This is a genomic window from Lysobacter sp. 22409, assembly GCF_052045105.1.
GTDB lineage: Bacteria > Pseudomonadota > Gammaproteobacteria > Xanthomonadales > Xanthomonadaceae > Lysobacter > Lysobacter antibioticus_B.
This window is the reverse complement of record NZ_JBQEOE010000016.1, coordinates 82,363-107,515: the sequence shown is the minus strand read 5'-3', so window position 1 is coordinate 107,515 and position 25,153 is coordinate 82,363. Positions and strand designations below refer to the sequence as shown.

Sequence of the window (25,153 nt, the reverse complement as noted above, 5' to 3'; positions counted from 1 at the left end):
CCCCCCCCCCCCCCCCCCCCCCCCCCCCCCCCCCCCCCCCCCCCCCCCCCCCCCCCCCCCCCCCCCCCCCCCCCCCCCCCGAAACCGCGAATGCGATGCAAGCCGCGTGCGCACCGTCGCGATCCGACCTCAGCGGTCTCTGGCGATGAACCGCGAATACCCGAATCGCCGCGCCTCGCGGCTCAGGCCACTTCCTGCCAGCGGTAATACTTGCGGTGCGCCAGATCGAGCAGATCCAGGTCTTCGACGGTATCGCCATAGGCATACACCGTCGCATAGTCGTCCAGATCGATCCGCTCGCGCACACGCCGCGGTTTTTCCGGTCCGCAGCAGTCGCGGTCGCGATAGCGCCCTGTCAGCACGCCGTCGCGCGACTCCAGATACGAACAGATGAACTCCAGGCCCTGGTCCTCGCACCAGGCGGCGACGAACAGATCCAGCGAAGCGGTCACCACGACCACGCGATCGCCGCGCTGGCGATGCCATTGGATGCGCTCCAGCGCTTCCGGCCGGATCTGCCGTGCGACCACCTCGCGCGCATGGCGCGCGCCGGCGGCACGCACTTCGTGCTCAGGGCGTCCGCGATAGCCGAAAGCCACGATGCGCTTGCGCACCGTCAGCCCGGACACTAGGCCGAGCTTGTAGCCGACCACGTACGGCGCCAGCAGCACCTGGCCCAGGGCCAAGGTACGCCGGTCGATCGTGGCGCGCACGAAGCCCGGAAAGGTTTCGTCGAAGGTAATGGTGCCGTCGAAATCGAAAAGCGCCAGATCCATGCCCGCCGGGCGGCCCTGTCATCGGCAGCGGATGACTTGCATGGACGATCGCCGGCCCGGCGAAGTCTAGCCGGATTGAGTTGGGCTGCAGCGTGGGAGGGTGCTGTTGCCGTTCAATAAGGGTGGTTCTCGATCGAGAGCAAATCCCCCGCCCCCCTTTTTCAAAGGGGGGAACTCTTCGGATGGGGTTCGAGATGGCTGAATCGGATTCGGCAGTCGGTCGACTCAGAACCAACAACAGCACCGAACTCAGACACCGAAGCCGCCGAACCTTTGCCCCCTTTGACAAAGGGGGCTAGCGCCCAGCGCATCGGCCGAAAGCAAGCGACTTGTAGCGCGGGGGATTTGCTCTTGAGCGCCCTAAGGCCCGATCCATCAATCGGTCATCGGCCCGTACGGCATCAAGCCGAAACCGCGTTCGGATTCGACGATGGAACGCACCTGCCGCAGGGAAATCAGAATGCAGCCGCACAGGCAGAAGTCGCCGTGGCGCGCCGCCGGGCTGCCCTCGACCCGATGGGTCGGGTCGCCGGTCAGGACGATCGTCAGGCCGTGCTCGTGGCAATGCACCTCGTCGCCGACGCGCGCCCAACTGAAGCCGCCGGCGCGCTCCGGCGTCGAACCGGTCAGCACCGTGCCACCGCTGCTGGTCGTATCGCCGACCATTATCCAATGCCGAACCATCGCCCACCTCCGCTCTCGACTTGGTCAGACCTCAGGCAAGAAAACGGCGCAACGATCGCAGCGTGAATCGCCGCGCGATCGTCGGTTCCGCATTTCCGGACGCGCGTCATGTCGAACGGTCTTCCCCGCGGTATTCGAGAGCAATCGAAAGTTGCGCATATCGTCAACGTCCCGGCTGCGAGGCCGACAAGGCGATCGCCGACCCGGTGAACGGCAGCACCAGGTCGTAGATCGGCGCGGCCGGCGGCGTCGCCGGAAATGCGATCGGCGTGGTCGCGGCGGTGCCGAACTGGGTCACGCCGTCGAGGATCGTGCTGAGGTCGTAGCGGCGGCCGCCGAACTCGAAGGGCCAGCTGTCGATCAGGCGCGCGCTGAACACGTTGTTGGCGAACACCGAGGTCGAAGTCGCGCCGATCTGCGCCGCCAGCGTGGTGCCGACCACCAGGCCGGTGCGGCGGAAGGTCGCGATGCGTTCGCCCTGCGCGAACGAATCGGGCCGATCGAAATCGCCGGCCGGCTCGCGCTGCAGGTACACCGAGAACTCGCCGGCCGGGTCCAGCCCGAGCGTCAGCGCGCCGTTGTCGACGTCGGGCGCCACGAACGGGCACGCGGCGAAGGTGAAGTGCGCGGTGGTTTCGCCGACCGCGCCGGAGAACAAGGCACCCTCGATGCCGGACAGATGCAGGAAATAGCCGTAATCGGCCAGCGAGCCGGCGGGCGTGCGATAGAAACGTCCGGTGACGTACCAGGCGAGTTCGGCGGACAACAAAGGCGACATGGGCGGGCTCGGCGAGGCGGGGCGATGCCGGCTCGGCAAGGCCCCGCAAACGGAAGGGAACGCCGCATCCGCGACGTTTCCTCCAGCTAACGCCGCCAGGCCGAATTAGGAGGACAAGCGACCGCCCGCCAATGTCCGGAACCGTGCGCGAGCGCTCATTCCGGCGCGGCATCTCCGGCCCGCTCGGCGATCGGGCGGGCATAACGCACCAGCGAGACCAGGGTCTTGCCGGGCTCTTCGGTGAACATGACGTGCGCGGACCGCTCGAACCAGACCAATTGCTTGGACGGCGCCTGCAGGCGTCCGAACCATTCGGCCGCGAGTTCGGAAGAGACGTTGTAGTCGTCGCGGCCGTTGAACAGGATCACCGGGCAGTCCAGGCGCTGGACCGAGCTGTAGTCGCGCTGCATCGCCTCGACCAGCAAGCGCTTTTCCGAGAACTCGTTGCCCTCCCAGATGCGCGCGATCTCGGCGTCGCTGTATTCCGGCGCCAGCGCCACCGCGGCCGAGACCGTGTCGTAGCCCTGCAGACTGCGCAGGGCGCCGCCGTAATGGCCCAGCCATTTGCGCTGCAGGTACAGGTCCTTGGCCGCGAGCGGCTTGCCCGGTTGCGCATAGCCCTCGATCGTGGCGAGTTCGCGCAGCGCCTCGGCATTGCCGTCGCGCTTGGCGCGTTCGAGCGCGAACTGCAGGCCGCGGCGCTCGCTTTCCGGCGAATTGGTGACCTGGCCCATGCCGATGTAGGCATGCAGCCATTGCGGGCGACGCTGGGCGAATTCGAGACCGAGCACGCTGCCCCAGGAATGACCGAGCAGGAAAATCTTGTCCTTGCCGAATTCCTTGCGCAGCCAGGCCACCATCTCCTCGGTGTCCTCGACCAGGCGCTCGCGGGTCATGGTCGGCTCGAGCTGGGCCGGATCGTTGAGCAGATAGGTCTTGCCGGCGCCGCGCTGGTCCCACTGCACGACGGTGAAGTAGTCCTCCCAACCGCGTTGGAAGTACCAGCTGTAGGGCATTTCCACGAAACCCGGCCCGCCGTGCAGCATCAACAGCACCGGATTGCGCTTGTCGACGCCGCGGATCGACACCCACTGCTCGATGCCGCCGATTTTCACCTTCTCGGCCCGCTCCACGCCTTCCGGAGTGACGATCCGGCGCAGATCGGCGATCAGCCGAGTGGCCTCGGCGCGGCTGGCCGGCTTCGCCGCCTGCTGCGCCGCGGCATTCGTGACTGCGCTCAGGCCCAGGGCCGCCGCGACGATCCAGCTCGTCGCCTTGTTCTGCCAATCGCTACGCATCTCGGTCGGTCTCCATTGTGGAGACACCAGAGATACGGGCCGGAGTGGAGCGGTTGCAGCGAACATTCCACGGCGATGCGGCCCATGGCAGCATGACGGCTCATTCCCGACAGGGCAGCAGGATGCGCGTGTATCTGGACGACGAACGCACCACCCCCGAGGGCTGGGTGCGCGTGTTCTGGCCCGACGAAGCCATCGCCCTGCTCGAAACCGGCGAAGTCAGTCAGATCAGCCTCGATCATGACCTCGGCGACGACGAGCGCGGCACCGGCTACGACGTGATCGTATGGATAGAAGAAGCCGTCGTCACACGCGGATTCCGGCCGCCGGCGATCAGCGTGCACTCGGCGAATCCGTCCGCACGCCTGCGCATGGAGGCCGGTATACGGGCGATCGAGCGCGCCAGCGCGGCTTGAACCGCAATAGGCCGCCCGCCTCGCTGCACAACCGCTGTCGATTCCCGCCCTCCCCGTTCGTCGGATCATCAAGACAGCGCACACACGGCCGCTCGGGCCGCACTAGCGTGCTCTGTCCTCGACCGCCCATTCACGCTTCCACTCCAGGACCCCGCCATGCGCTCCTTGCTCTGCTCGATCCTGTTGCTCAGCCTGCCCAGCCTCGCGATCGCCGATCCGCGCAAGGATTGGGACGATTTCCGCGCGGCGATGACCCAACATGCCGGCGGCCCCACCGGCATGTATGCGATCCAGGACGTCGCCGTCGTCGATGCCGGCAAGACCGTGCATCTCGCAGCGGCGCGCGCGCCCGCCGACATCCGCTGGGCCGAACAGGCCGGCGGCAAGGGCCAGTTCAGCGTCTCCTACGAGAACGGCCGCGCCCTCCTCCGCGGCCCGGGGCTCGTCGAAGTCGATCTATTGAAAGCCAAGGAACAGCAACAGGCGCTGCCGGACGGGCTCATCGTGCGCGGCACCGTCTACGAAAAGTCGATCAAGGCCTGGCTCTACAACCCGAAGCTGCCGGCCCAGCGCTTCAAGAGCCTGAGCTTCTTTCCCTACGACCCCAAGGGTGTGGTCACCGCGACCTTCAAGCGCAAGAACGTGCCGGTCGGCGTGAGCCACCTGGACTCGCGCAACCACACCGGCCTGATGTACTGGATCGGCGACATCGAACTGCCGGTGCACGGCAAGACCTACCGCCTGCGCGCCTTCAATAAGGAAAAGGACTGGACCAAGATCAACCACGTCCTGCTGTTCCTGACCGACAAGACCTCGAAGAAGACCACTTACGGCGGTGGCCGCGTGCTCGAAACGCACTTCCCCGCCGGCGAAGCGCCGAACACGATGACGCTCAACTTGAACACGCTCTACAGCTTCCTGTGCGCGCATTCGGACTACTACAACTGCCCGATCAACCTCACCAGCTTCGTCGACACCGAACTGAAGTACGGCGAAATGTATCCGCCGCAGACGAAGTAAGCGCGATCAAGGCTTGAGCAAAGGGCAGCGCAAGCGGCCAAGCCCGGACTGCCGGCTTGGCCCGCGAGCAGCGGGCCGCTTCGTCGAGCAGCTATGCTTGCCGCCCATTCTCGACCGATAGCAAGTCCCGCCCCCGCTCATGCAGACACCGAAACCCGCTCGAACCGGCCGGATCCTGTTGACCTTATCTGGCGTGGCGCTGACCGCGGCCGGTACGTGCGCGATCCTCGCCGACGTTCTGGGCAATCGGCCGATACTGCTGGTGCAATCATCGAGCCATAGCTATCTGCGGATCGTGCCGACGCAGGGTCCTTATGCATTACCTGTCGGCATCGCCTTGACGCTGCTTGGGACGGGGCTGCTGATCGCATCGCGGTGGCGGCGCCCAAACCGATAGGCGCTGCCTCCGCAGCTATCTCGGCGAGCCCAGACTGTGCTGCGCACGGCACCCATCGCAGGAATCGCATCGGCTGCTCGTACGATCACACCACCGGCAATGCGCTCGCATCGTACTGTTCGACGAACTCGCCGCTCGGCGGAATCGGCTTGATGATGTCGATCAGCACGCCGTTCGGGTCGCTGGTAATGAAATGGCGCTGACCGAAGGCCTCGTCGCGCAGGCTCAACAGAATCGGCAAGCCGGCGTCCTGCAGTTGAGCGTGGACCGCGTCGACATCCTCGACCTCGAAGTTCAACAGCAGGCCGCCGACGCGGCCGCGTCCGGACTCGGGGATGGTGTGGTGGCGACCGTCCAGCACGGCCAGATTGATCGACGGGTCCTGCGCCGACTGCAGATGCACGTACCAGTCGCTGTTGAACAAGGCCACGAAGCCGAAATGGGCCTCGTAGAAAGACGCGGTGCCGGCAACGTCGTGGGTCATGATCACGGGGTAGTAGCTGGTGACTTTCATCTTGTCTGCTCTCTGGGATTTGACATACAGTCTGTATGCAAATCCAAATTAACATACAGGCTGTATGTATGCAACAACCTAGCCAGCCCCGATCGCCCCGCTCCAACCGCGAACGCACCGAAGCCACCCGCCACGCCTTGCTCGAGGCCGCGCGGGCCCTGTTCGTCAGCAAGGGCTATGGCGACACCTCCACGCCCGAGGTATCGGTCGCGGCCGGCACCACGCGCGGGGCGCTCTATCACCACTTCGTCGATAAGCGCGACCTGTTCCGGCACGTGCTGCAACGCGAAGCCGAGGCCGTCCGCAGCGACATCGTCGCCGCGGCGCCGGCCGGCTTGGGCGCGTACGAGGCGTTGATCGCCGGCAGCGAGGCCTATCTGCAGGCCATGGCCGTGCCCGGCCGCACCCGTTTGCTGTTGCTGGAAGGCCCGGCCGTGCTCGGACTGGCCGAGACCGCGGCGATCGACGAGTCCAATGCGGCCGAGACCCTGCATGCGGGCCTCTCCGCGGCAATCGGCGGCGGCGACGACGTATCCATCGACGCCCTGTCCAAACTGCTCTCGGCCGCGTTCGATCGTGCGGCCCTGGAGATCGATGCCGGCGGCGACCCCGAAGTGATCAAGGCGGCGATGCTGTGGTTGTTGCAGCGGGCGCTCGGCAAAGGCGGCGACAAAACGGCGCGCAAGCGTAAATAGGTATTGGCCCGCGACGACGAACGGGATGCACGCCTGCATCCATCGGACCGGAGTAGCTAGGCGCTATCGCCGGCCTGGCCACCGCACTCGCCTTCCAGCCAGGCCGCGAACGCCGTCGCGCCGACGCTCGCCGGCTTCAGCGCAAGCCGGGTCAACCAATAGCCACCGGCGTCGAGCATCGGCTCGAACGGTTGCAGCAAGCGTCCTTCGGCGATCTCGCGCTCGAACATCGCCGGCGGCGCCAGGGCGATGCCGAGCCCCTGCAAGGCGCATTGCACCATCGTCACCGACGAATCGAAGATCGGCCCGTTGACCGACCCATTCGGCACGACCTGCGCCGCCTCGAACCACAACCGCCAATCGTCGACGAAGTAGGAACGCAGCAGCGGAAAACGCGACAGATCGGCCGGACCGCGCAATTGCGCGGCGAGGCTCGGCGTGCACAAGGGGGTCAACGGCGCCGCCATCAGGAAACGGCTTTCCATGCCCGGCCAGTTGCCGCGGCCGTAACGGATCGCGTAATCCAGCCCTTCGCCGGCCGGATCGACGCGGTTGTTGTGGGTGCTGACGCGGACGTCGACTGCGGCATGACGACGCATGAAATCGGCCAACCGCGGCAACAGCCAACCGCTCGCGAAAGTGCCGACCACGCCGACATGCACGACTTCGCGCGCCAGGCCGTCGCCGACCCGGTCGAGCGCATCGTCGATGCGGTCGAAGGCTTCCTGCAGCACCGGCAACAGGCCCAGGCCCTCATCGGTAAGGGCGAGCCCGCGTGGCAGGCGCCGGAACAATTCCACGCCCAACTGCGCTTCGAGCTGGCGGACCTGCTGGCTGACCGCGGCCTGGGTGACGTTGAGTTCTTCGGCGGCGCGGGTCAGGCTGAGCGCGCGCGCGGCGGCCTCGAACACTTTCAGCGAACCGAGATTGATCCGGGGATGGGCCATCGCGGCTCCGTATGAATGCGAACAGGGGTGTTGCGCCCGGCGAATCGCATGCGAACGACGATTCGAGCGGTGTCAGGTCGGCGATTCAAGCCGTCGCCCGAGAGTGTAGCAACCGAACGCGACGGCTTCGGAACGCTAACCGCCCGCGGGCACGAACCAGGCCTCGTCCGGCGTCCGCACCGCGGCCTCGGCTTGTCTGTCGCGCAAGTAGCCGTACCACTCCTCTTGCACGCGATCGATCGGCCCGATCCGTCGTTCGAACGCCTCCGGCGAACCGCCTTCGCGGATCAGCGCCCGATAGCCTTGCGCGTATTTGCCGTCGCCATAGTGGAACAGGAAATGACTGAGGCTCCAGTACTCGACGTAGTACAGATTGAGATGACGGCCGATCTCCGGCCCGGTGTCGGCGAGCAGGTCGCGCAGCGGTATCCAGCGGCGCTGCGCGATGTCGCGGCCGAGATCGCCGCTCAACGGAATCCGGGTCAGCCACCAGATCGGATACGCCGTCGCATCGACGGTGCCGGGAAGCAGCACGCCGTTCTCGATTCGGCTCGCACCGAAGTAGGTCGCCAGCCCTTCGTTCATCCAGCGCCGGTTCTTGAAGCCGGCGACTTCGTTGTTCAACTGATGGGTCGCTTCGTGGACCATCCAGTGATAGGGGTTCTGCCCGCCGCCCGAGTAATAGGCGTGGCAGATCGGCGCACGGTAATAGGCCTCGGCCCAAGGCATGCTGCGGTTATGGGCGACGAACTCGCCGCGGTTACGGTACAGGCGCAGTTGCAGCCTGCCCGGCTCACGATTGGCGGCGAGCTCCTTGGCGAAGAACCCGCTATAGGCCCGATGCAGGCTTTCGACCGCTGCGCCGATGGCCCGGGTCTGCTCCGGCGTCGCCGTGGTCGCTATCGCGTAATGCTCGGTCTCGAAGACCTCGACCGGGGCTTGGCCGGCCGGCACGCGCTGCTGTACGGCTGGTTTTTTGTCCGATCCCTCACGGTGAGCCGGGTCACTACCCGAGCCATCGCAACCGGTGCAAGCCGCCAGCACCGCCGCCAGAACCAGGCGCTTCAGGGCAAGTCGAATCACACCCATCGAGTTTCGCCTAGGCATTCGACAGAGGCTCACCGCAACCGCGCCGAACGCAGCTCGTGCTTGCGACATAGTTGCTCGGGCTCTAATTGGCGATAGCGCGGTCCGAACCACAGCCATCCGGGCCTCAGTTCGCCGATCGACAGGACACGCGCATCGTGCAGGCTGAAAAGCACGTTGACGTAGTCACCCGACATCTGCTCGTGCTTGACGCCCGGCGCATAGAAATCGACCGAGATGTAGTACGGAATGTTGCTTTGTTCGTGATACCAGGAACCACTCAGTTCGATATCCTCGACACGCCGCGCCTTGATCAGCTCGGCAATGCAGTTCGGCAGCCTGATGGCGTTCGGACCGATCCTGAGTGTGACGAGCGGCGGTTGGTTTTCGGGAAATCGCAGGTCGAAAGCGACCGGGCCGAACCGCTGCGGAACACCCGCGACGCTGCCGTCGGAGCGTCGATGCAGAACGCGGTCGACATGCGCCTGCACCGTCATCGGCATCAGCACCAATGCCGCGAGCATCCACCCGAGCCGGTTCATCGCGCTCCTGGGTAGGAGCGGGGCAAGCCGCGACCGTGATGATTCCGGTCGCAGGCCGCTTCGCCGCCGCGCGCATGGCCGTGGTCGCAGCTTGCGCTGCTCCTACCCTGGGCTTGCGGCCGAGCGATCGCGAACGAATCGCGCGCGGTCTCGGCGAAACGTTCGATGGATGAATTCATTGGCTTTCTGGACAGCGGCTGTCAGGGCTGGGCTTTCACCAGTTTTCCACCGGTCCAACGGTAGCTCCAACGATAGCGGCCGGGATCGGGGCAATGGATGGTCTCCTTCTGCTCGCCGTTCCCGGTCGTATAAAGACGCTTGCAGATCGGCGAATCCTCTTTGACCAGGAACGACACTTCGACCTGGCGATTCAGGACGCGTATGCGTTCGACTTCGCCCGGGACCTGTTCGTTATGGCCGAAGCGATAGCCGGTGCGCGCCGCCGCATCGCGCAGCGCCAATTCGTCGGGGCTCAAGGCGGAGACGATCGGCGCCGGCGGGCCGGCGACCAGCACGACGAGTTCGTTGGGGCAGTCGAAGTTCGCGCCGACGCAACGGGCGGTGGCCAGGAACAGGATTTCCTCCTTGCCGTCGCCGTCCAGGTCGGCGGCTTGCGCACGACTGGAGAAACGCTCCTGGACGATGTCGTCGCTGTAGAACATGGCCATCTGGGCTTTGACGGCCTGGTCGATGCGCGCCTTCTCCAGCGCCCCGCTCGCGGGCGACGCCATCAGCAAGACGACAGCCATGCTCAGCAGGCTTGTTGCGTTGGTACGTGACATCGGGCGCTCTCCTTGGTGGCCAGTGCAGACGATCCTTCGCCGCTACGATAGCGCGCCGCCGCATCCGATCCAATCGGCCGGGCATCCGTAGCCGTCCGCAACCAGCCCCGGGGCGCCACCCGCCGGATCGGCCAGGATCGCCTGGCCGTGTGCGCCCGGCTCCGGGCTCCCATGCCGGTGTCGACCGGCATGGGCACCGCCGGGCTTACTCGCTCGGCGTCACGCACTTCTTGTCGCGGAACAGCGCCCACTCCTCGCAGACCTTGCCGTCGGGCAAGGTGCATACACCGAATTGCCCGCCGTCCTTGCCGGTGCGGATCTCAAGCGTGCCGCCCAGGTCCTTGCAATGCACCGAGGCCGGGTTCGGCATGCCGATCTTCGGGGTCAGGCTGGCCGCGCTATCGGCGGGCGTGGTGTCGGCCGGCGTGGCGCAGGCGGCCAAGGCCATCATGGCGGTCAGCAACAGGGCGAAACGGGGCAGGTTTTGCATGGCGAGGGCCTCGGGGAAACGAGGCCTCACTATACCCGCCGCCCGACAAGGCCCGGTCAAGACGCGTAGGCGCGATCGAGGCCGCCGGTGGATGCAACGGGCCCCGGGGCCCGCCGCATCCTTCCGGCTGCGGGCGGCTCAGGCGGCCGCGCGCAACGAGCGCTCGAAGCGCATGTGCTCGCCGATTTTGTCGACCCAGCTGACGTCGCCGCCGGCTGGCGGCAGCTTGCTCAGCATCGTCCACTTGGGCTGGATGTAATCGGGGAACTGGCCGACCCACTGCTGCGGATTCGCCGGCAAGGCGTGGCTCAGCACCGTGGTCAGGTTGACCACCGAGTGCCGCGACAATTCGTGCGGAAACCACTCGCCTTTGACGTAGAAAGCGGTCTGGAACGCCGAACCCACCGCATGGAAACCCAGGTCGCTAGGCGGCAGCGTCGGCACGTAGTCCCAATAGTTGTAGACGCGAATGCTGTTCGCCGCCGGGATGCTGGCGTTATAGGCGGTCTGCCAGTCGAGGGTGCCGACCATCGGGCTGGAGAAATTGATGTTGGTCGTGCTCATCGGCTGGCTGACCGCCAGGTCGAGCGAGAACAACTGGCTCAGCGCGGCGCCCAGGCTGTGACCGGTGACGTAGAGCTCGCTCGGCGTGTATTTGGCCAACAAGGCGAACAGTTGCTGCCGCATCGACTGGGCCATCGAACCGCCCTTGTCGTCGTAGATGCTGTAGAAGCCCGAGGCGACATGCGGCGTCGGCGCGACCGTGCCGCTGCTCGGCACGAACTCGGTGGTGAGGAAACGTACGTCCTCGTAGATGTCCATGTCCGAGTCGGTCCCGCGGAACGCGAAGATAAAGGTGCCGGGGTCGGCGATCGACTGGAACACCAGCCCGTACTTCTCTTCCGAGCCGCTGATCAGGAAGGCGTCCCAACCGGTCCACGCGTCGATCTGCTGATAGCCCTCGGGCGACTGGAACGGCTGGCCCTGGTAGTAGTCGTAAGCGGCCTTCGAGGCTACGGCGAGTGCGATCGTCAGCGTTGCGTCGAGCGTCGCTTGGGTGGATGCGTTCGTGGAATCGGTGGTCATCGGATTTTTCCTCTCGGTAGGCAGATGCGAGCAGCCGACCGCACCGCTCTCGCCACCACAGCACGCAATGGGGTCCGACGACCGGCCACGATGTCGCCTTCGCATCCACATCGGCGAGGGATCGGCCATAAAAATTGTGACCGGACGCATGATTCCGGGGTGGCGATCTGCGATGGAGCGTGGCTTCCGACAGCGCAAGGACGTTCGATCTCGCTGCACAGCGCGGGGCTTCGCTATTGGCATCCGAGCGGCCGGCTCTTTCGATCGAGAGCCGATCCCCCTGCCCCCTCATCAAAGGGGAAGCTCTTCGCGGAGGGAATCGCGTCGGCCCCCGAACTCCAGAGGAGGAATGCATCAGACAAAGGAACTCTTCGCCGTCGGCTCACCACGCTCAACGACGCATCGCGCATTGAGCAACTCGGTCAGTTCCTTTCGCGATCCGGGTACATCGTCGCGCGAACGCCTTCGATAACGTTCAGTCTCCAACCACTCCAGCAAGGACCGAACATGAAGAGTCGTACTTCGATGGCCGCTCTCGGCATGACGCTCGCGTTGTCCGGTTTGACTCCGTTCGCCGCGGCGGCGCAGGACCCGATGGCGGCGCAGCACCGTCACTGCGAACGCGAGTTCGAACGCACCTCCGAAGCGCTTGGCGATGCCTTCGCCCGGCGCGATCTCAATCGTTTCATGGCCGGTTTCGCCGAAGATGCGGTCCAGGTCAACAGCCTCGGCCAGGTGCTCAACGGCAAGCCGGCGATCACTGCCTTCTATCGCGCGGTGATGGCCAACGAGTATGTGTTCAAGCGTACCCTGCTGGCGCAGACGATCAGCCAATGCTCCAGCGCCGTGGTCGTCGACCGCATCGAATTCACCATTCCCTCGGCCGGCATCACCCTGCACGCGATCGATGTCGCCAACTGGGCGCGGGTGCGCGGTCAATGGCGGTTGAGCGCCGACACCACCACGCCGATCGCCAAACCGTAAACCAGGCAGGCCATAAGCGGCAGGCTCCGGCGGGGCCTGCCGCAAGGGTGTGAAGCAAGAATGGCGGCGCACTGCTGTACGCTTCCGGTTCCGGGCCTGCATCGCGCCCGGCGGTCCGAGGGCTCATCGTCGCAGGCATTGCGATGCAGGTGACGTATCCAGGCATTCGGGAATGCCATGGGATCGCAGAGGCCGCCATGTACGTCTATTACGTGAACCGCAACGCACAGCCGAACGGAAACCACGAGGTGCATCGCTCCGACTGCCCGTTCGTGCCGTTCAACAAACAAGATCTGGGGTATTACCTGCATTGCCAATCGGCGGTGGTCGCGGCTAAACGCTACTTCGCCCAGACCAACGGCTGCTATTGGTGCTCCAAGCCCTGCCATAGCGCTTGAACGCAAAGGCCCGCCGAATGGCGGGCCTTTCTTAATCGAAGTGCGCCTGCCCGCCGAATGGCGGGCCTTTCTTTATCGAAATGCGCACCGAACCCAAGGCCGGACCGATCAGCCGCCGGTTTCGCGCAAAGTGACGCCGTGCTGCTTGGCGTAGGCCTCCTGCGCCGCATTCCAGGCGATGGCCTTGCTATCCACATCGCCGATCAGGCGCTCCATGTCGGTGCCCAGCGAACCGAACTGCTGATCGCTGTAACCGTCGGGCAGCTTGCCCATTTCTTCCAGCTTGGCGAACGCTGCGTCGACACTCTTGAGGTAGTCGAGCATGCTCGCGTGCAGCGCAGCGGCGTCCTCCGGCGGCGGAAACGCCTGCGTCACCGTGGTGTTGGCGGCCAGCTCGCGGCGCAGGCCGGCGAACTGGGGCTGATAGCGGCTCATGCCCTTGCGCGTCTGCAGCACCTTGCTGAACTCGTCGGCGCGATCGCCGCCGAGCCAGCGGACCGCGGGCGTGCTGGCGGAGTTCCACACCGAGACGTTCTGCTCCAGGTATTCCTCGGCGGTCATGGTGCTGCGTCCACCGCTGCTGCAGGCGGCAGCGAGGAAGGCCAACAAGCAGATCGAAACGAGGCGATTGAGTTTCTTCAAGACAATGTCCTTTTGCTGATGAGAGATGCGTCCGATGCGCAGCGGCGCCTGAGCGCCACCCGTGGGGAACCGGAGCGATGCTTGCGCGGCCGGGTCGGGATCCCCGCACCGACACGACGCCGTGCCGCCGGGGTATCCAGCGGGACGGGATCGGTGCCCGTGGACGATGCGCGAGCCCTTGAGGAGCCGCGGAAAGGAAACCAGCCTGCGGCCGCCGTGCATGGTAACTCGGTGGGCCGTCGAGCGGCGCGGACGCGTCCTCCCGCGCGACAGCCGCCCGATTGGGCAAGCACGTTTTGGCAAACACGCTTGGGCAAGCACGCCCGTTCGCAGCCGTCCGTAGTGAAGCAGGGACTAGACCCGCGTCACCACCAACCACAGCAGCAACAGATACAGCGCGAACGAGAAGCCGGTGACGAAGGCCTGCGTCGCCGGCGCCATGCCGAGCAGGCAGATCGCCGCCGCAATGCCCTGCCAAAGAAAATACGCCGCCGCGATCAACACCAGCCACACCAACGGCGGAAATAACCCCAGCGCCTTGACCAACACATTCTGCCGCCTCGGCACCGGCTGGATCTCGTCCATGTCGACGCGTCCGTCGACGACGAAGCCGGCGATCACGTTCCATACCGACTCCACGATCGCCGCGCCGTGCCCGCCTTTGACGTAGGTCACCTGGCTGACGCCGGCATCCGGTTGCGAGAGGAGGAAGCCGTCGTGTCCGGCGCTGCCGAGGTCCTGCAGCCTGAAGAACTGGAAGAATTTCGGGAAGAACGCCACCACCCAGTCGCCGGTGGCGACGAAGTTGAGCACGCCCCGGACCCTCGGCCGCTTGCCGTCGAGGAAGCGCCGCCAGTCGTAACTGCGGCGCACCACGCTGCCGGCGAACACGACGCGATCGAAACGGCAGCAGGGATACAGCTCCAGCGCGCGGGCCAGCAGATAGGTGCCGTTGCTGTGTCCGACATAGGAAAAGCTCGCGTTCGGATAACGCGCCAGGGCTTCGGTGTACTGGTCCATCAGCCATTCCACTTTCTGTCGCCGATACCACGGGAACAGGAACGGCAGCATCGGGAAATAGCCGTAGCTGGAGGTCTCGGTGGCCCAGGTGGCCAGGCGGTCGCCGGCGCGTTGCTTGATGCGGCGCGCGATCTTGTGAGTCCAGTAGCCGACGTCGCGAATGCCGTGCATGACGAAGACCACGCGCTCGATGCTCTCGTCGGGCGCGGCGAAACGCTCGTCGGACGGCACCACGGCTTCGCGCCGCAGTTGCGCGCTGTCGGCTTGCAAGGCCAGCACGAAGGCGCGGGTGCGGCCCGCGCCGACGATCGGGTCGGCCATGTCGATGATGTCGGCATGCCCGGAATGAGGCACGTCGAGGTAAACGAAATCGCCTCCCGAGACGAGATCGACGTTGTCTTCGGGCGCAACCATGTCGTCGCGCGAACCCAGCAACTGGATCGTCAAGGCGCTGCCGGGCGCGGCCGGCGCACTCGCATCGCCCTGCATCGATGGACCGGTGCGGCTGGCGCGGCGGCGCATCAGCAACCACTGGATGCGCAATTGGGTGATGAATTCGGCGCCGCGGCGAAAGGTGAAGACCAAGGGCCAGCGCCGGCTGAAGGCATGGATGACATGGCACAACAAGCTGCCCAGGCTCCACACCGGCGCGTTGGCGAGGCTGAGGTGATGCGACACGCGCCAACCGCGGTTCATGCCGGCCAGCAGCACGATCCGCGACACGCAGCCGGCCCAGGGCCGCGCCGGAACGAGTGCCGCTTCGTCGGCGGATGCCGGCTTGAACACGGCCTCGAACGGAGCGCCTTCGACTTCGCCGCAGGCCACCACGTAAAGTTTTCGCGCCAGCAGCGCGCCGAGGCTGTGCCCGACCAGCACGATATTGCCGTAGGGCGTGGCCTGAGCGTAGGCCTGGGCGTATTTGCGATCGATCTCCGTCAACAAGCCTGCGACGATCTCGTTTGGATCCGCCATCGACAAGCGCGATGCCGGCAGCTCCGGGCAATAGATTTCCGCATCCGGCCAGGCGCCGCGCACCAGGGCTTGCACCGACTCTAGCCTGGCCGCAGTGTGCATATAGGCGTGCAGCAGTACCACCAACGTCCGCGAACGCTCCTCGACTTGCGTGTTCATCCCGCCCCCTGGCTGAGTCACGACGCTGCTCCGCAGCGAAATCCGCGGAACCCTGCAATGAATGCCGCGCCCGATTCGGCCCGGCGGCCATCGCTCTCGCTCTCGCGGACGCTTGCGGCGCGGACGCACGCACGGATGGCCCGGGGCCGAAACCTCGGGACCGCGTCGCTGCATTCGGCGCGGGACCGAACGGCACCGAGGAACATACCCTCGCCGATCGAGCCCGCCGATTCATTCAACGTGGAAGCAGGCTGACTCCGGTCAGACCGCCTTGTCGAAAGCGCGCAGACGGAACAACCGGAGCACGGCGAAAGTGCAGGAAATACGCTGCAACCGGCAATCCATGCCACGACGGACGCGAGTGCAAACGCAGGCTCGAAGGAATCGTTCAACATCTTCCTCCCAGGTCGCAAATTGGCTCCATCGCTCGTCAACCGATTGGGCCTCCATTGGAACCGCTGGCGCACCTAAGGTCGCCATCGTCCCAACCACCGAGACAAGACGATGACCCACCGCACTCCCCGCTCTGCCCGCACGTCGGCGCTGATCGCCGTGTCCATGCTCGCCCTGTCCACCGCCCCTATGGCGTTCGCCGCGGCCCCTGCAAGCAACGCAGCCGCAAGCAGCGCCCCGCAACCCGCCGCGTCCGGCTGGGTCGGCGACATCCTCACCCGCATCTGCGCCCGCCAGTTCGACGTCGCCCAGCGCACCGACATGGAATCCTTCCGCGACTACGACGCCGAAACCTTCCGCGCCATCCACGACGAACGCGCCATCACCGTGTTCGACAGCGGCGGCGTGCGCATCGGCATCGACGCGATCATGACCGCATTGGCCGGCCACTTCACCAACCGCGAAGCCAAGTGGAGTTGGACCGAACGCTATCGCGTGGTCGACGGCTGCAACTCGGCCTACATCCTGTACGAAACCGTCTACGAGATCCCGCGTATCGGTTATCGCCAGAAAGCCCTGACCGGCGTCACCTACAGCCACGACGGCCGCAAGTGGCTCGCGATCGCCGACCAGGGCACCAAGCTGCCGCCGTGACGGCATGCGTGGCGGCGGTCGTTCCGCCATAGGCACGGCGCAAAGGCGGCTACGGCCGCCTTTGCTTTTTCCGGAGCACAGGCTTCGCAGGTGCGAGTGCGACGGTGTTGCGTCGAGGAATGCGGATCTCCGCCGGCCGAGGACAGGCCCGGTTTGGCCGCCCGCTTCGGGTCTTGGCGTTCGCTTCCGGTGAGGAGCCGCGCGCAGCGTCTCTTCGGCGGCCGCGGAGAACGGCCGGCTTCACTGGACTGCTCGGCTCGCCCTGTTTCACCGGCCGCAGAAACACGGACGTCCGCATGCGTCATCGCCAACCAGCGCGCAGGACTGCGGTCGCCACCAGGAGAGGTCCGATGAAATCCAGACACTGCACGCCCGCGCCGCATTGCGCGGCCGGTCCGACGCGTCCACCGCAACATCCGCCCACCGCTTCGCCGACGCCGCGCTACAGCGGCTTCGTCATCCTGCGTTTGTCCGATCGCATTGCGCCGGGTTCCGACAAAGACCTGCGCAGCCTCGCACGCAAGCACAAGCTGGTGGCGCTGTCCAAGTTGCTGGAAGAGGCGACGGTCGAATCGACCCGGCCGGTGATCCGCAGCGTCGATGCCAAGCGCTTGATCGAAATGGAGCGCCGCGCCGCGCAATCGCCGTTTCCGCCGTTGCGCAGCCTGACCGGTTACTGGCGCCTGGATCTGCGCCATCGTCCCGACGACGCCGAAGCCCTGGTCGCACGCTTGCGCCGGCTCGCCGAAATCGCAGACGCCTACCGCGAACTCGAAGTCACCGAACCGGTCAACGACGCCGACGACCCGTATTGCGCCGGCCAGGACTACCTGGATGCCGCTCCGACCGGTATCGACGCGCGCTGGGCCTGGACCCAGGCCAACGGCACCGGCGGCGGCATCGGCGTGGTCGACCTCGAACAAGGTTGGTTCCTCGGCCACGAAGACCTGGTCGGGCACGCGCCCAGCCTGATCTTCGGCGACAACCGCGATGGTGTGAGCACCTACAAGGGCAATCACGGCACCGCCGTGCTCGGCGAAATCGCCGGCATCGACAACACCCTCGGCGTGGTCGGCATCGCCCCGGACGTGGGCTCGGTGCGGGTGACCTCGCATTACGACGCCGGCACCGACACCAACCTGCACGTGGCCGATGCGATCGTCGCCGCACTGCCGAGCATGGCGGTCGGCGACGTGCTGTTGTTGGAAGTGCAACGCGGCGGCGCCATCCTGACGGAAGTCGACAACGCCGATTTCGATGCGATCCGCCTGGCCAGCGCCCTGGGGGTGATCGTGGTCGAAGCCGCCGGCAACGGCAGTAACGACCTCGACGCCTACACCGACGGCGGCGGTTTCCAGGTATTCAACCGCGCCAGCGCCGATTTCCGCGATTCCGGCGCGATCGTGGTCGGCGCGGCGTTGTCTGCGCTGCCGCACAACCGCGCCGGTTTCTCCAGCTTCGGCTCGCGCGTGGACTGCTATGCCTGGGGCGAGAACGTCACCACCTGCGCCTACGGCGATCTCGACAACGGCGGCGGCGACGACAACCGCACCTACACCGCCGGTTTCAACGGCACCAGTTCGGCCTCGCCGATCGTCACCGGCGCCGCGCTCGTCACCCAGGGCATGTACGCCGCGACGACCGGCACGCGCCTGTCGCCGGGGCAGATGCGCAGCCTGCTGTCCGACCCGGCGATCAATACCCCGCAGGGCGGCGGCGTGGCCGGCGCCATCGGCGTAATGCCGGACCTGCGCGCGATCATCGAGGACACCCTGGGCCTGGTGCCCGATGTTTACCTGCGCGACGCCGTCGGCGACAGCGGCGTGGTGCCGTCCACCGGCGCCATCAGCTCCAGCCCCGACGTGATCCTGCGCCCGACCGCGGTGGCCAACCCCGATGCGGCCTTCGGCGAAGGCAGCGGCACCGAGAACAGCAACACCCTCGGCCACGAGGCCGAAACCGGGCAGGACAATTTCCTCTACGTGCGCATGCGCAATCGCGGTGCCGCCGATGCCGACGACGTCCGCGCGACGGTGTACTGGAGCCCGGTCGCGACCTTGCTGACCCCGGACCTGTGGAACCTGATCGGCACCTCGGCGCCGGTCGACGTGCCGATGGGCGACACCCTGGTGGTCGCCGATGCGATCACCTGGCCGCAAGCCGACATCCCCGCGCCCGGCCATTACTGCTTCGTCGCCAGCCTCGACCATCCGAGCGACGCCGCGCCGCCGCTGCCGCCCGGTCCGCCCAACTTCGACTGGGATGCCTTCCGCGACTACATCCGCGCCCACAACAACATCACCTGGCGCAACTTCAACGTCGTCGACCCGCCGCCGGATCCGCAGGCCTGGTTGTCGTTGCCGTTCCTGATCACCGGCACGCCCGATCGCGCCCGCGCCTTCGATTTCGAGATCGTGCGGCGCTTGCCCAAGGGCGTCACGGTGCACCTGGAACTGCCGCGCGACCTCGCCCGACGCATCGGTGCCCGGGTGCCCTGGAAGGTCGATGTACCGCGTAAAGGCGATCGCGCCACCATCGCCTTGCCGGGCCTGCCGCGCCTGCCTTTGTGCGGCCTGCCGCTGCCGCGCGGCGCGCGCCTGCCGGCGCGCTTCCTGGTGCGCGGCGCCAAGCCCGAACAGATGCAGGGCGCCAGCATCGCCATCCGCCAACTGTTCGAAGGCGAGGAAGTCGGTCGCATCACCTGGCAATGCCTCAACCGCGGCTACGCCGGCAAGGCCAAGCCGGCGATGGCGGTCAGACCGGCAGCGGCTAAAAAACGCTGAAGCCTCGATGCGCTTCGTCGGGCACGGCGCCGCAAACGGATCCGCCCGAAGCCGCGTCGGCTTCGGGCGGACGCGAAAATCCACCCGGCGGGCTCGTTCGCGATGGCGACGAGCTCGCCGGATGCGCGGCTTCGCTCAGGGGTTGGTGAAATAACCCGAGCAATAACGCGAGCCGTTCTTGCTCAGATAGAAGCGGCTGCAGTTGGTGTCGTAGCTGCTGCCCAGCGCGGTGATCTGGAAGCCCGACAGATATACCCCGTTGAGGTGATAGTGGCTGCCGTTGTACTTCAGCGACCAATGCTCGTGCGGGCCGGTGGAGGCACCGCCGTTGCACAGCGCCTGGGCGCGGGTGTTGGCCGGGTTGCCGATACGGCTGTTGGCGGCGACGCTCGCGCCGGTGCCGTACTGCAGGTTCATCATGTGGTAGTAGGTCGTCGACCAACCGCCGCTGTGCACCACTTCGGCGAAGCACGAGGAATGGCGCTTGAACGAGCCGCCGGCCGAGGCCGACACCCAGTTCCCGCTCTGGTTGCTGCCCCAGCCACCGCCGCGCGACATGTCCAGCGACGACATCGGGTAATTGCCCGAGCCGGTGTTGGTGTGCGCGCCGCCGACATGCCAGGACGCGCCGCGCGGGTACGGGAACTGCAGGAAACCGTTGGCCGGCCCGGCCAGGGCGTTGACGTCGCTGGTATCGGCGAAACGCGCCGACGCCGGCACTGCCTTGCGCGGCTCGTTGAACAAGCGGCCGTAGACCTGCTGGAACTCGCCATCGCCGCGCAGCGCGGCACTGGCCTGGCTCTCGCCAGCCTGCAGGTACAGGGCTTGCAAGGGATTGCTGCGCGCCAGCGGCACGCGGCCTTGCGGCGCCAGCGACGCGTCTTCTTGCTCGTACAGAGCCTGGCGCAAGGCCGTGGCGATCTCGCGGGTCTGGCCATTGAAATCCTTCGCCGTCGACAGCTTGCCGAACGGACGGCGCATGGCATCGGCGCTGGCGCGCTGACGCGACACCACGCCGCTCTGCTGCTCCATCAGCGCGATCAACACCTTCGGGCTGATGCTGCTGTAACCGGCCCAGTGCGAAATCGACTCGCTGTGCCGCACCAGATGCGGCGCGTGCTTGGCCAGATAGGCCGCGGTGTCGAAGTCGAACATCTCGTCGTAGGAATACACCAGGTCCTGGCCGCTCAACCCGGCAGCGGCGTTCGCATCGCGCCCGCCGGCCGTCGCCGTGCCGCCGATGGCCGCTGCGATACAGCAGGCCAACAACCCCAGTCGTGCTTTAGAAATCGCCTTCATCGTATCGCTCTCGTCGAATGTGGGGTGGCGTGCATGCCCTGTCCGCAACGACAGATCCGGCATCGAGCGCAGTGTGCTTTCTCGTTCGCATCGGCCACCCTGAGTGATGCGATGTCCCGACTCTAGGGTTCGTCAACAACGCTGTCGTGCGATCGCAGCGCAGTTGCTCACTTGCGGTGAGACTGCTCCTGCACTTCCTTCATTTCGAATCGTCATATGGCAGCGAGTCGCTGCAGATGTATTCGATGTCAGTCGCGTATCGAGATTTCATCCCCTGCGAATCGACGGCGCATACGCTGCGCACAAAGCACATTAGCCCGTATTCACGATGCGTGATTTTCGCTGTTTGAAACTTCATCGAGCCGCGTGCGCCGCACTGCACGAACGCGCATTCATCGCAAGCGCTCGCCCGGGTTTTCCGGACGGGAAACCGGTTTCGCTTGAATGCGGCGATGGCGCGATATCCGCGCCATCGCCGCAAACCCCGCCGTGTGCGCTGCGGGCCGGGTGGTGCGCTTCAGAAGGTGATCTTCACCGAAGGCGCGCTGCGCTCGGCTTCGCCGTGATACACCGCCTCGATGTTGTTGCCGTCCGGGTCAAGCACGAACGCGGCGTAATAACCGGGGTGATAGTCGCGGCCTCCGGGCGAACCGTTGTCCTTGCCGCCGTTGGTCATCGCGGCGCGGTGGAAGGCATCGACCATCGCCCAGTCCTGCGCCTGGAACGCGAGGTGATGGCGCCCGGTCAGGCTGCCTTGGGCGGCCGGGCTGTCGGCGGTCGACACGAACAACTCGTCGGCCCAGAAATGATCGTCGCCGCTACCGGCTATCGGCACTTTCAAGGCGGCGAAGACCGCGGTGTAGAACTTGCGGCTCGCCTCGATGTCGCGCACCACCAACTGGATGTGATCGATCAAACGGCCGCGGTGCAGTTCCTGCGTTTCCATGTTCGCCTCTCCCGTCGTCATGTAGTCGTGCCCGCCCCAGAACCGGCGGATCGGGCCTGAATCCTTGCCTGTTTTACGACCGGTATCAAGAAACCGCGTTGAAGATGACGTTTCGATAGGGGCAACCCTAGCTGTGCCCGCGGCGGGCGCGGCCTAAAGTGCCCGCATCGGCAGTGCCTGTCGGCGAGAGGAGCCTTCCCATGCACGTCTCCGGCACCAGCGGCAGCGCCTGGATTCCCCAGACGTCGGCTCCCGTCCAAGAATCCGCTCGCCCCACCCTGCCCGACGGCCCGGAGCTGATCCACGTCGGCGAGTTCATCCCGCAGGGCCAGGGCTACGATGCCCAGCGTCGGCAAGTCCTGACGACCTACTACAACAAGGACGACGGCGTCCTGTTGTCGATCCAGAACAAGGACGGCGGCCCCGAGGTCAAGCACGTCAAGCTCGACGGCGGCAGCGCCGAGAACCTGTGCGCGATCGCGCCGGACAAGGGCGGCGGCGTGGCGACCGACGGCAAGTTCGTGTACCTGGCCGATACGGAATCGGTCTACGTGTATCGGCGCGAAGACGTCGACGCCGCCCAGAACGGCGGCTCGGTCGAGCCGGTGTGGATCAACCGCATGCCGGAGGGCAGCAACGCCAGCTACCTGACCGTCAAGGACGGCAAGGCCTATGTCGGCCAGTTCGCGGTCGACCCGAACGGCTTCGGCTCGGACCAGGCCAAACAGGATTTCGACGGCAAACCCAGCCTGGTGCGTTTCGATATCGGCGCCAAGGGCGAGTTCGTCAACCCCAGCGCCCCGGCCGAGACGCCCTACTACGCCCAGGGCGTGACCGCGACCGAGCGCGGCCTGCTCTTCAGCACCTCCTTCGGCGGCCAGGACGAATCGCCGCGCGAGCTGGTCTTTCAGCAGTTCACCGGCAACGGCGCGAACTTCCGACTCGAAGCGGCCAAGGATGCGCAGAGCGTCTACCGTCTCGACCATTACGCCGAAGGCATCAACGTCATCGACAACGAAGTCTGGGTGACCTACGAAAGCGCCGCCGACGACTACCGCGACAGCGGCGTCGAACCGCGCACGCACATCCAGCGCATCCCGCTCGGCGAACTGAAAGACTACTGATCGGACCGCAGCGGCCGCATCATCGCAGACGCAAGCGGACCGCGAGGAAACTCCCCGGCGGGTTCACGCACCGGCCTGGCCCACGTTCCAACAGGCAACGGACGAGGCGCTTTAGCGCCTGTTCCGACCAGGCGCGGCTGCGGGCGATGGCGAACCTTGCAGCGCGTCCTGCCTTTCCGCGATTGCCGATGGGAGCGTCCGATGTCCAGAAACAAGACTCTTTTTATCTACAACGACACCAGAGCCGACCAGGAGTGGACCATCTATTCCGAAGGCGTCATCAATCAAAGCTATACGCTGGGCCAGGACCGAAAGAGCTTCACGGTCACGCTCAGCGCCAACGCCGTGATCAAGTTCGGCGTGGACGATGCCGTGTATCTCGACGCCATCTACGACTATCGCAGCGACAGTTGGACCAGCCGCACCGCCACCCCGAACGAGATGCAGTTCTCCGCCGCTCAAAGTGCGGTGAGCGTCACATGCAGTTATGTTCCCTGAACCGATTCGCTGACATCCGAATCGCCCCCGGGCCGGAGACCGTTATCACAAATATAAGTCTCCCTCCCGTCTCGACGCATCGGTCTGTCCTGTCCATGCGAACGCATGCGTTGGATAGGTGTCTCCGGCAGACTCTTCGAACATCGGATGTGGTCGGCTACCGCACGCATCGGTCTCCTCGTTCAAAGCGACCTGCTCCATGAGGCCGCCCGGGGCAAGTACGCGCAACTGAGCCCGATGGAGCGATCGGTGTTGCTGGCCGCGGTTTGCGGCGCCGAAGACAAACAGATCGCCGCCTTGCTGGGTTGTTCGATATCCACCATTCGTACAATGTGGCAGCGCGTCTACCATAAGACCGGCCTGACCTCGCGGCGCAAACTGGTCGCGACGATCTGGAGCGAGGCGGTGCGCAACTTGGGCGGTGTCGTTTTTTGAGCGACATGCGTTGAGCTTGCGATTCTGGTACATGCTGTTCCATGAAAAGTTCATTACTCCTGTGGACGGTTTGCGCCGCACTCAGTGCCGTTGGCCTGGTGGCGCTCCGGCTTCTCGCCCCTGAATCCGCAACGTCCTTCCAAGAGAGCGCAGCGAAGGCGAAGGCGCGTTCGCAAACCGCAGGCAGCGACGCAGCGCGGATCGAGCGTATGCAGGATCAGGTGGTTGCGTTGCAGGCCCAGGTGGCCGGCCTGAAGCGCCTCTCGACCGACGTGCAGGCATCGACCGAACAGAGTCCGGTCGGCGTTCTGTCCATCGACGCGAGAAGGCAGGCCGAGCAGGACTCTCGGCGCCACGCCGCCTACATCGCCCGGCTCCAGTCCGCTTTCCAGCTCGAGCATGTCGATCCGGTCTGGGCGTCGCACACCACATCGCGCGTATGGAACGCCATCGAACGAACCGATGCGATGCGCGAAGCGGCGCACGACGTTCAATGCCGATCGAGTATGTGCCGGATAGAAGTCAGCGACGACGGCTCTGGCCATCTGCACAAGCAACTTCCGCTGTGGGCGCAACAGTTCGCCGACGCATTGCCGCGCATGGCGGGCCAGGCCATCGTAAGCCGCAACGGCCAGTCCAGGATGGTGCTCTATCTGATGGGGCCGGAACTGAGCGACGCCACGGCATCCAAACACTGACTCGGGCCGACACTGCCGCCTTTACGCGCAGGAGGCAACAGGGGAGACAGGGGGACAGCAAGTTCGTCAACCGACCACACGAGGTGATCTCATGAAAGCCAAAGCAATCATGTTCGGCCTGTCGTTGAGCGCGGGCCTGCTGGCCAGCGCGGTCGCCGGCCATGCCGATGCCGCCACATCCCAGAATGTCAGCACTCACGGCAGCGCCTGCAAGAACTACAACGCCGCGGACGCCCTGGATATCGACTACTGGAGCTACGGCGTCAGGAATCTGAACGCCGCCGCGCGCTACGTCATCTGCCCCATCGCCCGACATCCCGTCACCGGGCCCGGCCAGAACTTCTACGTCGACGGCAGCAATAGAAACGGCGCGTCGACCAGTTGCACGGTCTATGCCTACAACTACAACGGGGACTTCCTCAGTTCCTACAGCTTCACCACGAGCCTGGCCAAGTACGACCAACTGGCGCCGCTATCTAGCGTCAGCTACTGGGGCTTCGTTTCGGTCGTCTGCTCGCTGCCCGCCAACGGCGACGGCGTGCTCTTCGGTGCGTTCGCGGTCGATTCGTAACTGCACAGGCGCGATCGCCACGAAGCTCCGCGCCGATCATTCCATCGCCCATTATCCGGACCGGCC

Annotated in this window: 27 protein-coding genes; 12 read left to right on the top strand and 15 right to left on the bottom strand. The window is 65.7% G+C overall.

The features are described 5' to 3' along the window. Window positions 1-182: 182 nt before the first annotated feature. The 4 genes from ACTJJK_RS10735 to ACTJJK_RS10720 form a co-directional block, all read right to left on the bottom strand. Window positions 183-776, bottom strand: a complete 594-nt coding sequence (locus tag ACTJJK_RS10735) for an HAD family hydrolase (protein ID WP_440730180.1) — start codon at window positions 774-776, stop codon at window positions 183-185. Between the two features lie 375 nt (window positions 777-1,151). Beyond that, window positions 1,152-1,442, bottom strand: a complete 291-nt coding sequence (locus ACTJJK_RS10730; protein WP_051884237.1) for a PAAR domain-containing protein — start codon at window positions 1,440-1,442, stop codon at window positions 1,152-1,154. A 181-nt stretch (window positions 1,443-1,623) separates the two neighbouring features. Then, complete coding sequence (locus ACTJJK_RS10725) at window positions 1,624-2,238, bottom strand: hypothetical protein (RefSeq protein WP_440730179.1); 615 nt, start codon at window positions 2,236-2,238, stop codon at window positions 1,624-1,626. 155 nt (window positions 2,239-2,393) lie between these two features. Then, on the bottom strand, window positions 2,394-3,536 hold the full coding sequence (locus tag ACTJJK_RS10720) for an alpha/beta fold hydrolase (protein WP_081930492.1): 1,143 nt from the start codon (window positions 3,534-3,536) through the stop codon (window positions 2,394-2,396). Window positions 3,537-3,658: 122 nt separating this feature from the next. On the opposite strand from ACTJJK_RS10720, the gene ACTJJK_RS10715 reads away from it, so the two are divergent. Both ACTJJK_RS10715 and ACTJJK_RS10710 read left to right on the top strand, forming a co-directional pair. Beyond that, complete coding sequence (locus ACTJJK_RS10715; protein WP_031370002.1) at window positions 3,659-3,952, top strand: cyclic-phosphate processing receiver domain-containing protein; 294 nt, start codon at window positions 3,659-3,661, stop codon at window positions 3,950-3,952. A gap of 156 nt (window positions 3,953-4,108) precedes the next feature. After that, window positions 4,109-4,972 (top strand): DUF1684 domain-containing protein, encoded by an 864-nt coding sequence (locus ACTJJK_RS10710; protein WP_440730178.1) that lies wholly within the window; start codon window positions 4,109-4,111, stop codon window positions 4,970-4,972. Window positions 4,973-5,454: 482 nt separating this feature from the next. Here the strand turns inward: ACTJJK_RS10710 and ACTJJK_RS10705 are convergent, their stop codons facing one another. Then, window positions 5,455-5,883, bottom strand: a complete 429-nt coding sequence (locus ACTJJK_RS10705) for a VOC family protein (RefSeq protein ID WP_031370004.1) — start codon at window positions 5,881-5,883, stop codon at window positions 5,455-5,457. A gap of 68 nt (window positions 5,884-5,951) precedes the next feature. Between ACTJJK_RS10705 and ACTJJK_RS10700 the strand changes: the two genes are divergently transcribed. Then, the gene (locus ACTJJK_RS10700) at window positions 5,952-6,578 is read left to right on the top strand and encodes a TetR/AcrR family transcriptional regulator (protein ID WP_440730177.1); all 627 of its coding nucleotides are present in this window, start codon (window positions 5,952-5,954) and stop codon (window positions 6,576-6,578) included. 56 nt (window positions 6,579-6,634) lie between these two features. Here ACTJJK_RS10700 and ACTJJK_RS10695 read toward each other — a convergent pair whose 3' ends face one another. The 6 genes from ACTJJK_RS10695 to ACTJJK_RS10670 form a co-directional block, all read right to left on the bottom strand. Continuing rightward, window positions 6,635-7,525, bottom strand: a complete 891-nt coding sequence (locus tag ACTJJK_RS10695; RefSeq protein ID WP_223620033.1) for a LysR family transcriptional regulator — start codon at window positions 7,523-7,525, stop codon at window positions 6,635-6,637. 135 nt (window positions 7,526-7,660) lie between these two features. After that, on the bottom strand, window positions 7,661-8,479 hold the full coding sequence (locus ACTJJK_RS10690; RefSeq protein WP_440730176.1) for a hypothetical protein: 819 nt from the start codon (window positions 8,477-8,479) through the stop codon (window positions 7,661-7,663). Between the two features lie 164 nt (window positions 8,480-8,643). Next, the gene (locus ACTJJK_RS10685; RefSeq protein ID WP_440730175.1) at window positions 8,644-9,153 is read right to left on the bottom strand and encodes a hypothetical protein; all 510 of its coding nucleotides are present in this window, start codon (window positions 9,151-9,153) and stop codon (window positions 8,644-8,646) included. Window positions 9,154-9,353: 200 nt separating this feature from the next. Beyond that, window positions 9,354-9,935 (bottom strand): hypothetical protein, encoded by a 582-nt coding sequence (locus tag ACTJJK_RS10680; RefSeq protein WP_223620031.1) that lies wholly within the window; start codon window positions 9,933-9,935, stop codon window positions 9,354-9,356. 205 nt (window positions 9,936-10,140) lie between these two features. Then, window positions 10,141-10,425 carry a putative hemolysin gene (locus ACTJJK_RS10675; protein ID WP_223620030.1) on the bottom strand — a complete coding sequence of 95 codons (285 nt, stop codon included), beginning with the start codon at window positions 10,423-10,425 and terminating at the stop codon, window positions 10,141-10,143. A gap of 138 nt (window positions 10,426-10,563) precedes the next feature. Then, on the bottom strand, window positions 10,564-11,511 hold the full coding sequence (locus tag ACTJJK_RS10670) for a lipase family protein (protein ID WP_223620029.1): 948 nt from the start codon (window positions 11,509-11,511) through the stop codon (window positions 10,564-10,566). Window positions 11,512-12,018: 507 nt separating this feature from the next. Between ACTJJK_RS10670 and ACTJJK_RS10665 the strand changes: the two genes are divergently transcribed. Together ACTJJK_RS10665 and ACTJJK_RS10660 are read left to right on the top strand one after the other, a co-directional pair. Further along, window positions 12,019-12,495 (top strand): YybH family protein, encoded by a 477-nt coding sequence (locus ACTJJK_RS10665; RefSeq protein ID WP_161786048.1) that lies wholly within the window; start codon window positions 12,019-12,021, stop codon window positions 12,493-12,495. A gap of 197 nt (window positions 12,496-12,692) precedes the next feature. Next, window positions 12,693-12,893, top strand: a complete 201-nt coding sequence (locus ACTJJK_RS10660; protein WP_031370014.1) for a hypothetical protein — start codon at window positions 12,693-12,695, stop codon at window positions 12,891-12,893. Window positions 12,894-13,001: 108 nt separating this feature from the next. On the opposite strand, the gene ACTJJK_RS10655 is transcribed toward ACTJJK_RS10660, so the two are convergent. Together ACTJJK_RS10655 and ACTJJK_RS10650 are read right to left on the bottom strand one after the other, a co-directional pair. Next, window positions 13,002-13,535, bottom strand: coding sequence for a hypothetical protein (locus ACTJJK_RS10655; protein WP_031370015.1), 534 nt, complete (start codon window positions 13,533-13,535; stop codon window positions 13,002-13,004). A 354-nt stretch (window positions 13,536-13,889) separates the two neighbouring features. Further along, window positions 13,890-15,686, bottom strand: coding sequence for an alpha/beta fold hydrolase (locus ACTJJK_RS10650; RefSeq protein ID WP_440730174.1), 1,797 nt, complete (start codon window positions 15,684-15,686; stop codon window positions 13,890-13,892). Between the two features lie 504 nt (window positions 15,687-16,190). Here ACTJJK_RS10650 and ACTJJK_RS10645 point away from each other — a divergent pair. Continuing rightward, window positions 16,191-16,733: a hypothetical protein gene (locus tag ACTJJK_RS10645; RefSeq protein ID WP_223620027.1), complete on the top strand. Its 543-nt coding sequence runs from the start codon at window positions 16,191-16,193 to the stop codon at window positions 16,731-16,733. A gap of 350 nt (window positions 16,734-17,083) precedes the next feature. Continuing rightward, a complete protein-coding gene (locus tag ACTJJK_RS10640) occupies window positions 17,084-19,516 on the top strand; it encodes a S8 family peptidase (protein WP_440730173.1) in 2,433 nt (810 codons plus the stop codon). A 135-nt stretch (window positions 19,517-19,651) separates the two neighbouring features. Here ACTJJK_RS10640 and ACTJJK_RS10635 read toward each other — a convergent pair whose 3' ends face one another. Further along, window positions 19,652-20,815 (bottom strand): M23 family metallopeptidase, encoded by a 1,164-nt coding sequence (locus tag ACTJJK_RS10635; RefSeq protein WP_440730172.1) that lies wholly within the window; start codon window positions 20,813-20,815, stop codon window positions 19,652-19,654. Between the two features lie 517 nt (window positions 20,816-21,332). Further along, window positions 21,333-21,761: a VOC family protein gene (locus ACTJJK_RS10630; protein WP_031370020.1), complete on the bottom strand. Its 429-nt coding sequence runs from the start codon at window positions 21,759-21,761 to the stop codon at window positions 21,333-21,335. Window positions 21,762-21,961: 200 nt separating this feature from the next. On the opposite strand from ACTJJK_RS10630, the gene ACTJJK_RS10625 reads away from it, so the two are divergent. The 5 genes from ACTJJK_RS10625 to ACTJJK_RS10605 all read left to right on the top strand — a co-directional run bounded on the left by ACTJJK_RS10625 (window position 21,962) and on the right by ACTJJK_RS10605 (window position 25,087). Beyond that, the gene (locus ACTJJK_RS10625) at window positions 21,962-22,885 is read left to right on the top strand and encodes a hypothetical protein (protein WP_440730171.1); all 924 of its coding nucleotides are present in this window, start codon (window positions 21,962-21,964) and stop codon (window positions 22,883-22,885) included. A 201-nt stretch (window positions 22,886-23,086) separates the two neighbouring features. Continuing rightward, entirely contained in the window at window positions 23,087-23,383 is a 297-nt protein-coding gene (locus ACTJJK_RS10620; protein WP_031370022.1) for a hypothetical protein, read from the top strand. A 147-nt stretch (window positions 23,384-23,530) separates the two neighbouring features. After that, window positions 23,531-23,818: a helix-turn-helix domain-containing protein gene (locus tag ACTJJK_RS10615; protein ID WP_223620023.1), complete on the top strand. Its 288-nt coding sequence runs from the start codon at window positions 23,531-23,533 to the stop codon at window positions 23,816-23,818. Between the two features lie 41 nt (window positions 23,819-23,859). Beyond that, window positions 23,860-24,516, top strand: coding sequence for a hypothetical protein (locus ACTJJK_RS10610; RefSeq protein ID WP_440730170.1), 657 nt, complete (start codon window positions 23,860-23,862; stop codon window positions 24,514-24,516). A 91-nt stretch (window positions 24,517-24,607) separates the two neighbouring features. Further along, complete coding sequence (locus ACTJJK_RS10605; protein WP_223620021.1) at window positions 24,608-25,087, top strand: hypothetical protein; 480 nt, start codon at window positions 24,608-24,610, stop codon at window positions 25,085-25,087. The last annotated feature ends 66 nt before the right edge of the window (window positions 25,088-25,153 follow it).

Bases quoted from the DNA above. Each gene is read 5' to 3' on its own strand.
- ACTJJK_RS10720 (WP_081930492.1), bottom strand. From the start codon at position 3,536: ATGCGTAGCGATTGGCAGAACAAGGCGACGAGCTGGATCGTCGCGGCG.
- ACTJJK_RS10635 (WP_440730172.1), bottom strand. From the start codon at position 20,815: ATGAAGGCGATTTCTAAAGCACGACTGGGGTTGTTGGCCTGCTGTATC.
- ACTJJK_RS10645 (WP_223620027.1), top strand. From the start codon at position 16,191: ATGACCCACCGCACTCCCCGCTCTGCCCGCACGTCGGCGCTGATCGCC.
- ACTJJK_RS10640 (WP_440730173.1), top strand. From the start codon at position 17,084: ATGAAATCCAGACACTGCACGCCCGCGCCGCATTGCGCGGCCGGTCCG.
- ACTJJK_RS10730 (WP_051884237.1), bottom strand. From the start codon at position 1,442: ATGGTCGGCGATACGACCAGCAGCGGTGGCACGGTGCTGACCGGTTCG.
- ACTJJK_RS10665 (WP_161786048.1), top strand. From the start codon at position 12,019: ATGAAGAGTCGTACTTCGATGGCCGCTCTCGGCATGACGCTCGCGTTG.
- ACTJJK_RS10670 (WP_223620029.1), bottom strand. From the start codon at position 11,511: ATGACCACCGATTCCACGAACGCATCCACCCAAGCGACGCTCGACGCA.
- ACTJJK_RS10705 (WP_031370004.1), bottom strand. From the start codon at position 5,883: ATGAAAGTCACCAGCTACTACCCCGTGATCATGACCCACGACGTTGCC.
- ACTJJK_RS10610 (WP_440730170.1), top strand. From the start codon at position 23,860: ATGAAAAGTTCATTACTCCTGTGGACGGTTTGCGCCGCACTCAGTGCC.
- ACTJJK_RS10695 (WP_223620033.1), bottom strand. From the start codon at position 7,525: ATGGCCCATCCCCGGATCAATCTCGGTTCGCTGAAAGTGTTCGAGGCC.
- ACTJJK_RS10625 (WP_440730171.1), top strand. From the start codon at position 21,962: ATGCACGTCTCCGGCACCAGCGGCAGCGCCTGGATTCCCCAGACGTCG.
- ACTJJK_RS10660 (WP_031370014.1), top strand. From the start codon at position 12,693: ATGTACGTCTATTACGTGAACCGCAACGCACAGCCGAACGGAAACCAC.
- ACTJJK_RS10675 (WP_223620030.1), bottom strand. From the start codon at position 10,425: ATGCAAAACCTGCCCCGTTTCGCCCTGTTGCTGACCGCCATGATGGCC.
- ACTJJK_RS10735 (WP_440730180.1), bottom strand. From the start codon at position 776: ATGGATCTGGCGCTTTTCGATTTCGACGGCACCATTACCTTCGACGAA.
- ACTJJK_RS10725 (WP_440730179.1), bottom strand. From the start codon at position 2,238: ATGTCGCCTTTGTTGTCCGCCGAACTCGCCTGGTACGTCACCGGACGT.
- ACTJJK_RS10605 (WP_223620021.1), top strand. From the start codon at position 24,608: ATGAAAGCCAAAGCAATCATGTTCGGCCTGTCGTTGAGCGCGGGCCTG.
- ACTJJK_RS10680 (WP_223620031.1), bottom strand. From the start codon at position 9,935: ATGTCACGTACCAACGCAACAAGCCTGCTGAGCATGGCTGTCGTCTTG.
- ACTJJK_RS10615 (WP_223620023.1), top strand. From the start codon at position 23,531: ATGTGGTCGGCTACCGCACGCATCGGTCTCCTCGTTCAAAGCGACCTG.
- ACTJJK_RS10630 (WP_031370020.1), bottom strand. From the start codon at position 21,761: ATGGAAACGCAGGAACTGCACCGCGGCCGTTTGATCGATCACATCCAG.
- ACTJJK_RS10650 (WP_440730174.1), bottom strand. From the start codon at position 15,686: ATGAACACGCAAGTCGAGGAGCGTTCGCGGACGTTGGTGGTACTGCTG.
- ACTJJK_RS10715 (WP_031370002.1), top strand. From the start codon at position 3,659: ATGCGCGTGTATCTGGACGACGAACGCACCACCCCCGAGGGCTGGGTG.
- ACTJJK_RS10700 (WP_440730177.1), top strand. From the start codon at position 5,952: ATGCAACAACCTAGCCAGCCCCGATCGCCCCGCTCCAACCGCGAACGC.
- ACTJJK_RS10620 (WP_031370022.1), top strand. From the start codon at position 23,087: ATGTCCAGAAACAAGACTCTTTTTATCTACAACGACACCAGAGCCGAC.
- ACTJJK_RS10710 (WP_440730178.1), top strand. From the start codon at position 4,109: ATGCGCTCCTTGCTCTGCTCGATCCTGTTGCTCAGCCTGCCCAGCCTC.
- ACTJJK_RS10685 (WP_440730175.1), bottom strand. From the start codon at position 9,153: ATGAACCGGCTCGGGTGGATGCTCGCGGCATTGGTGCTGATGCCGATG.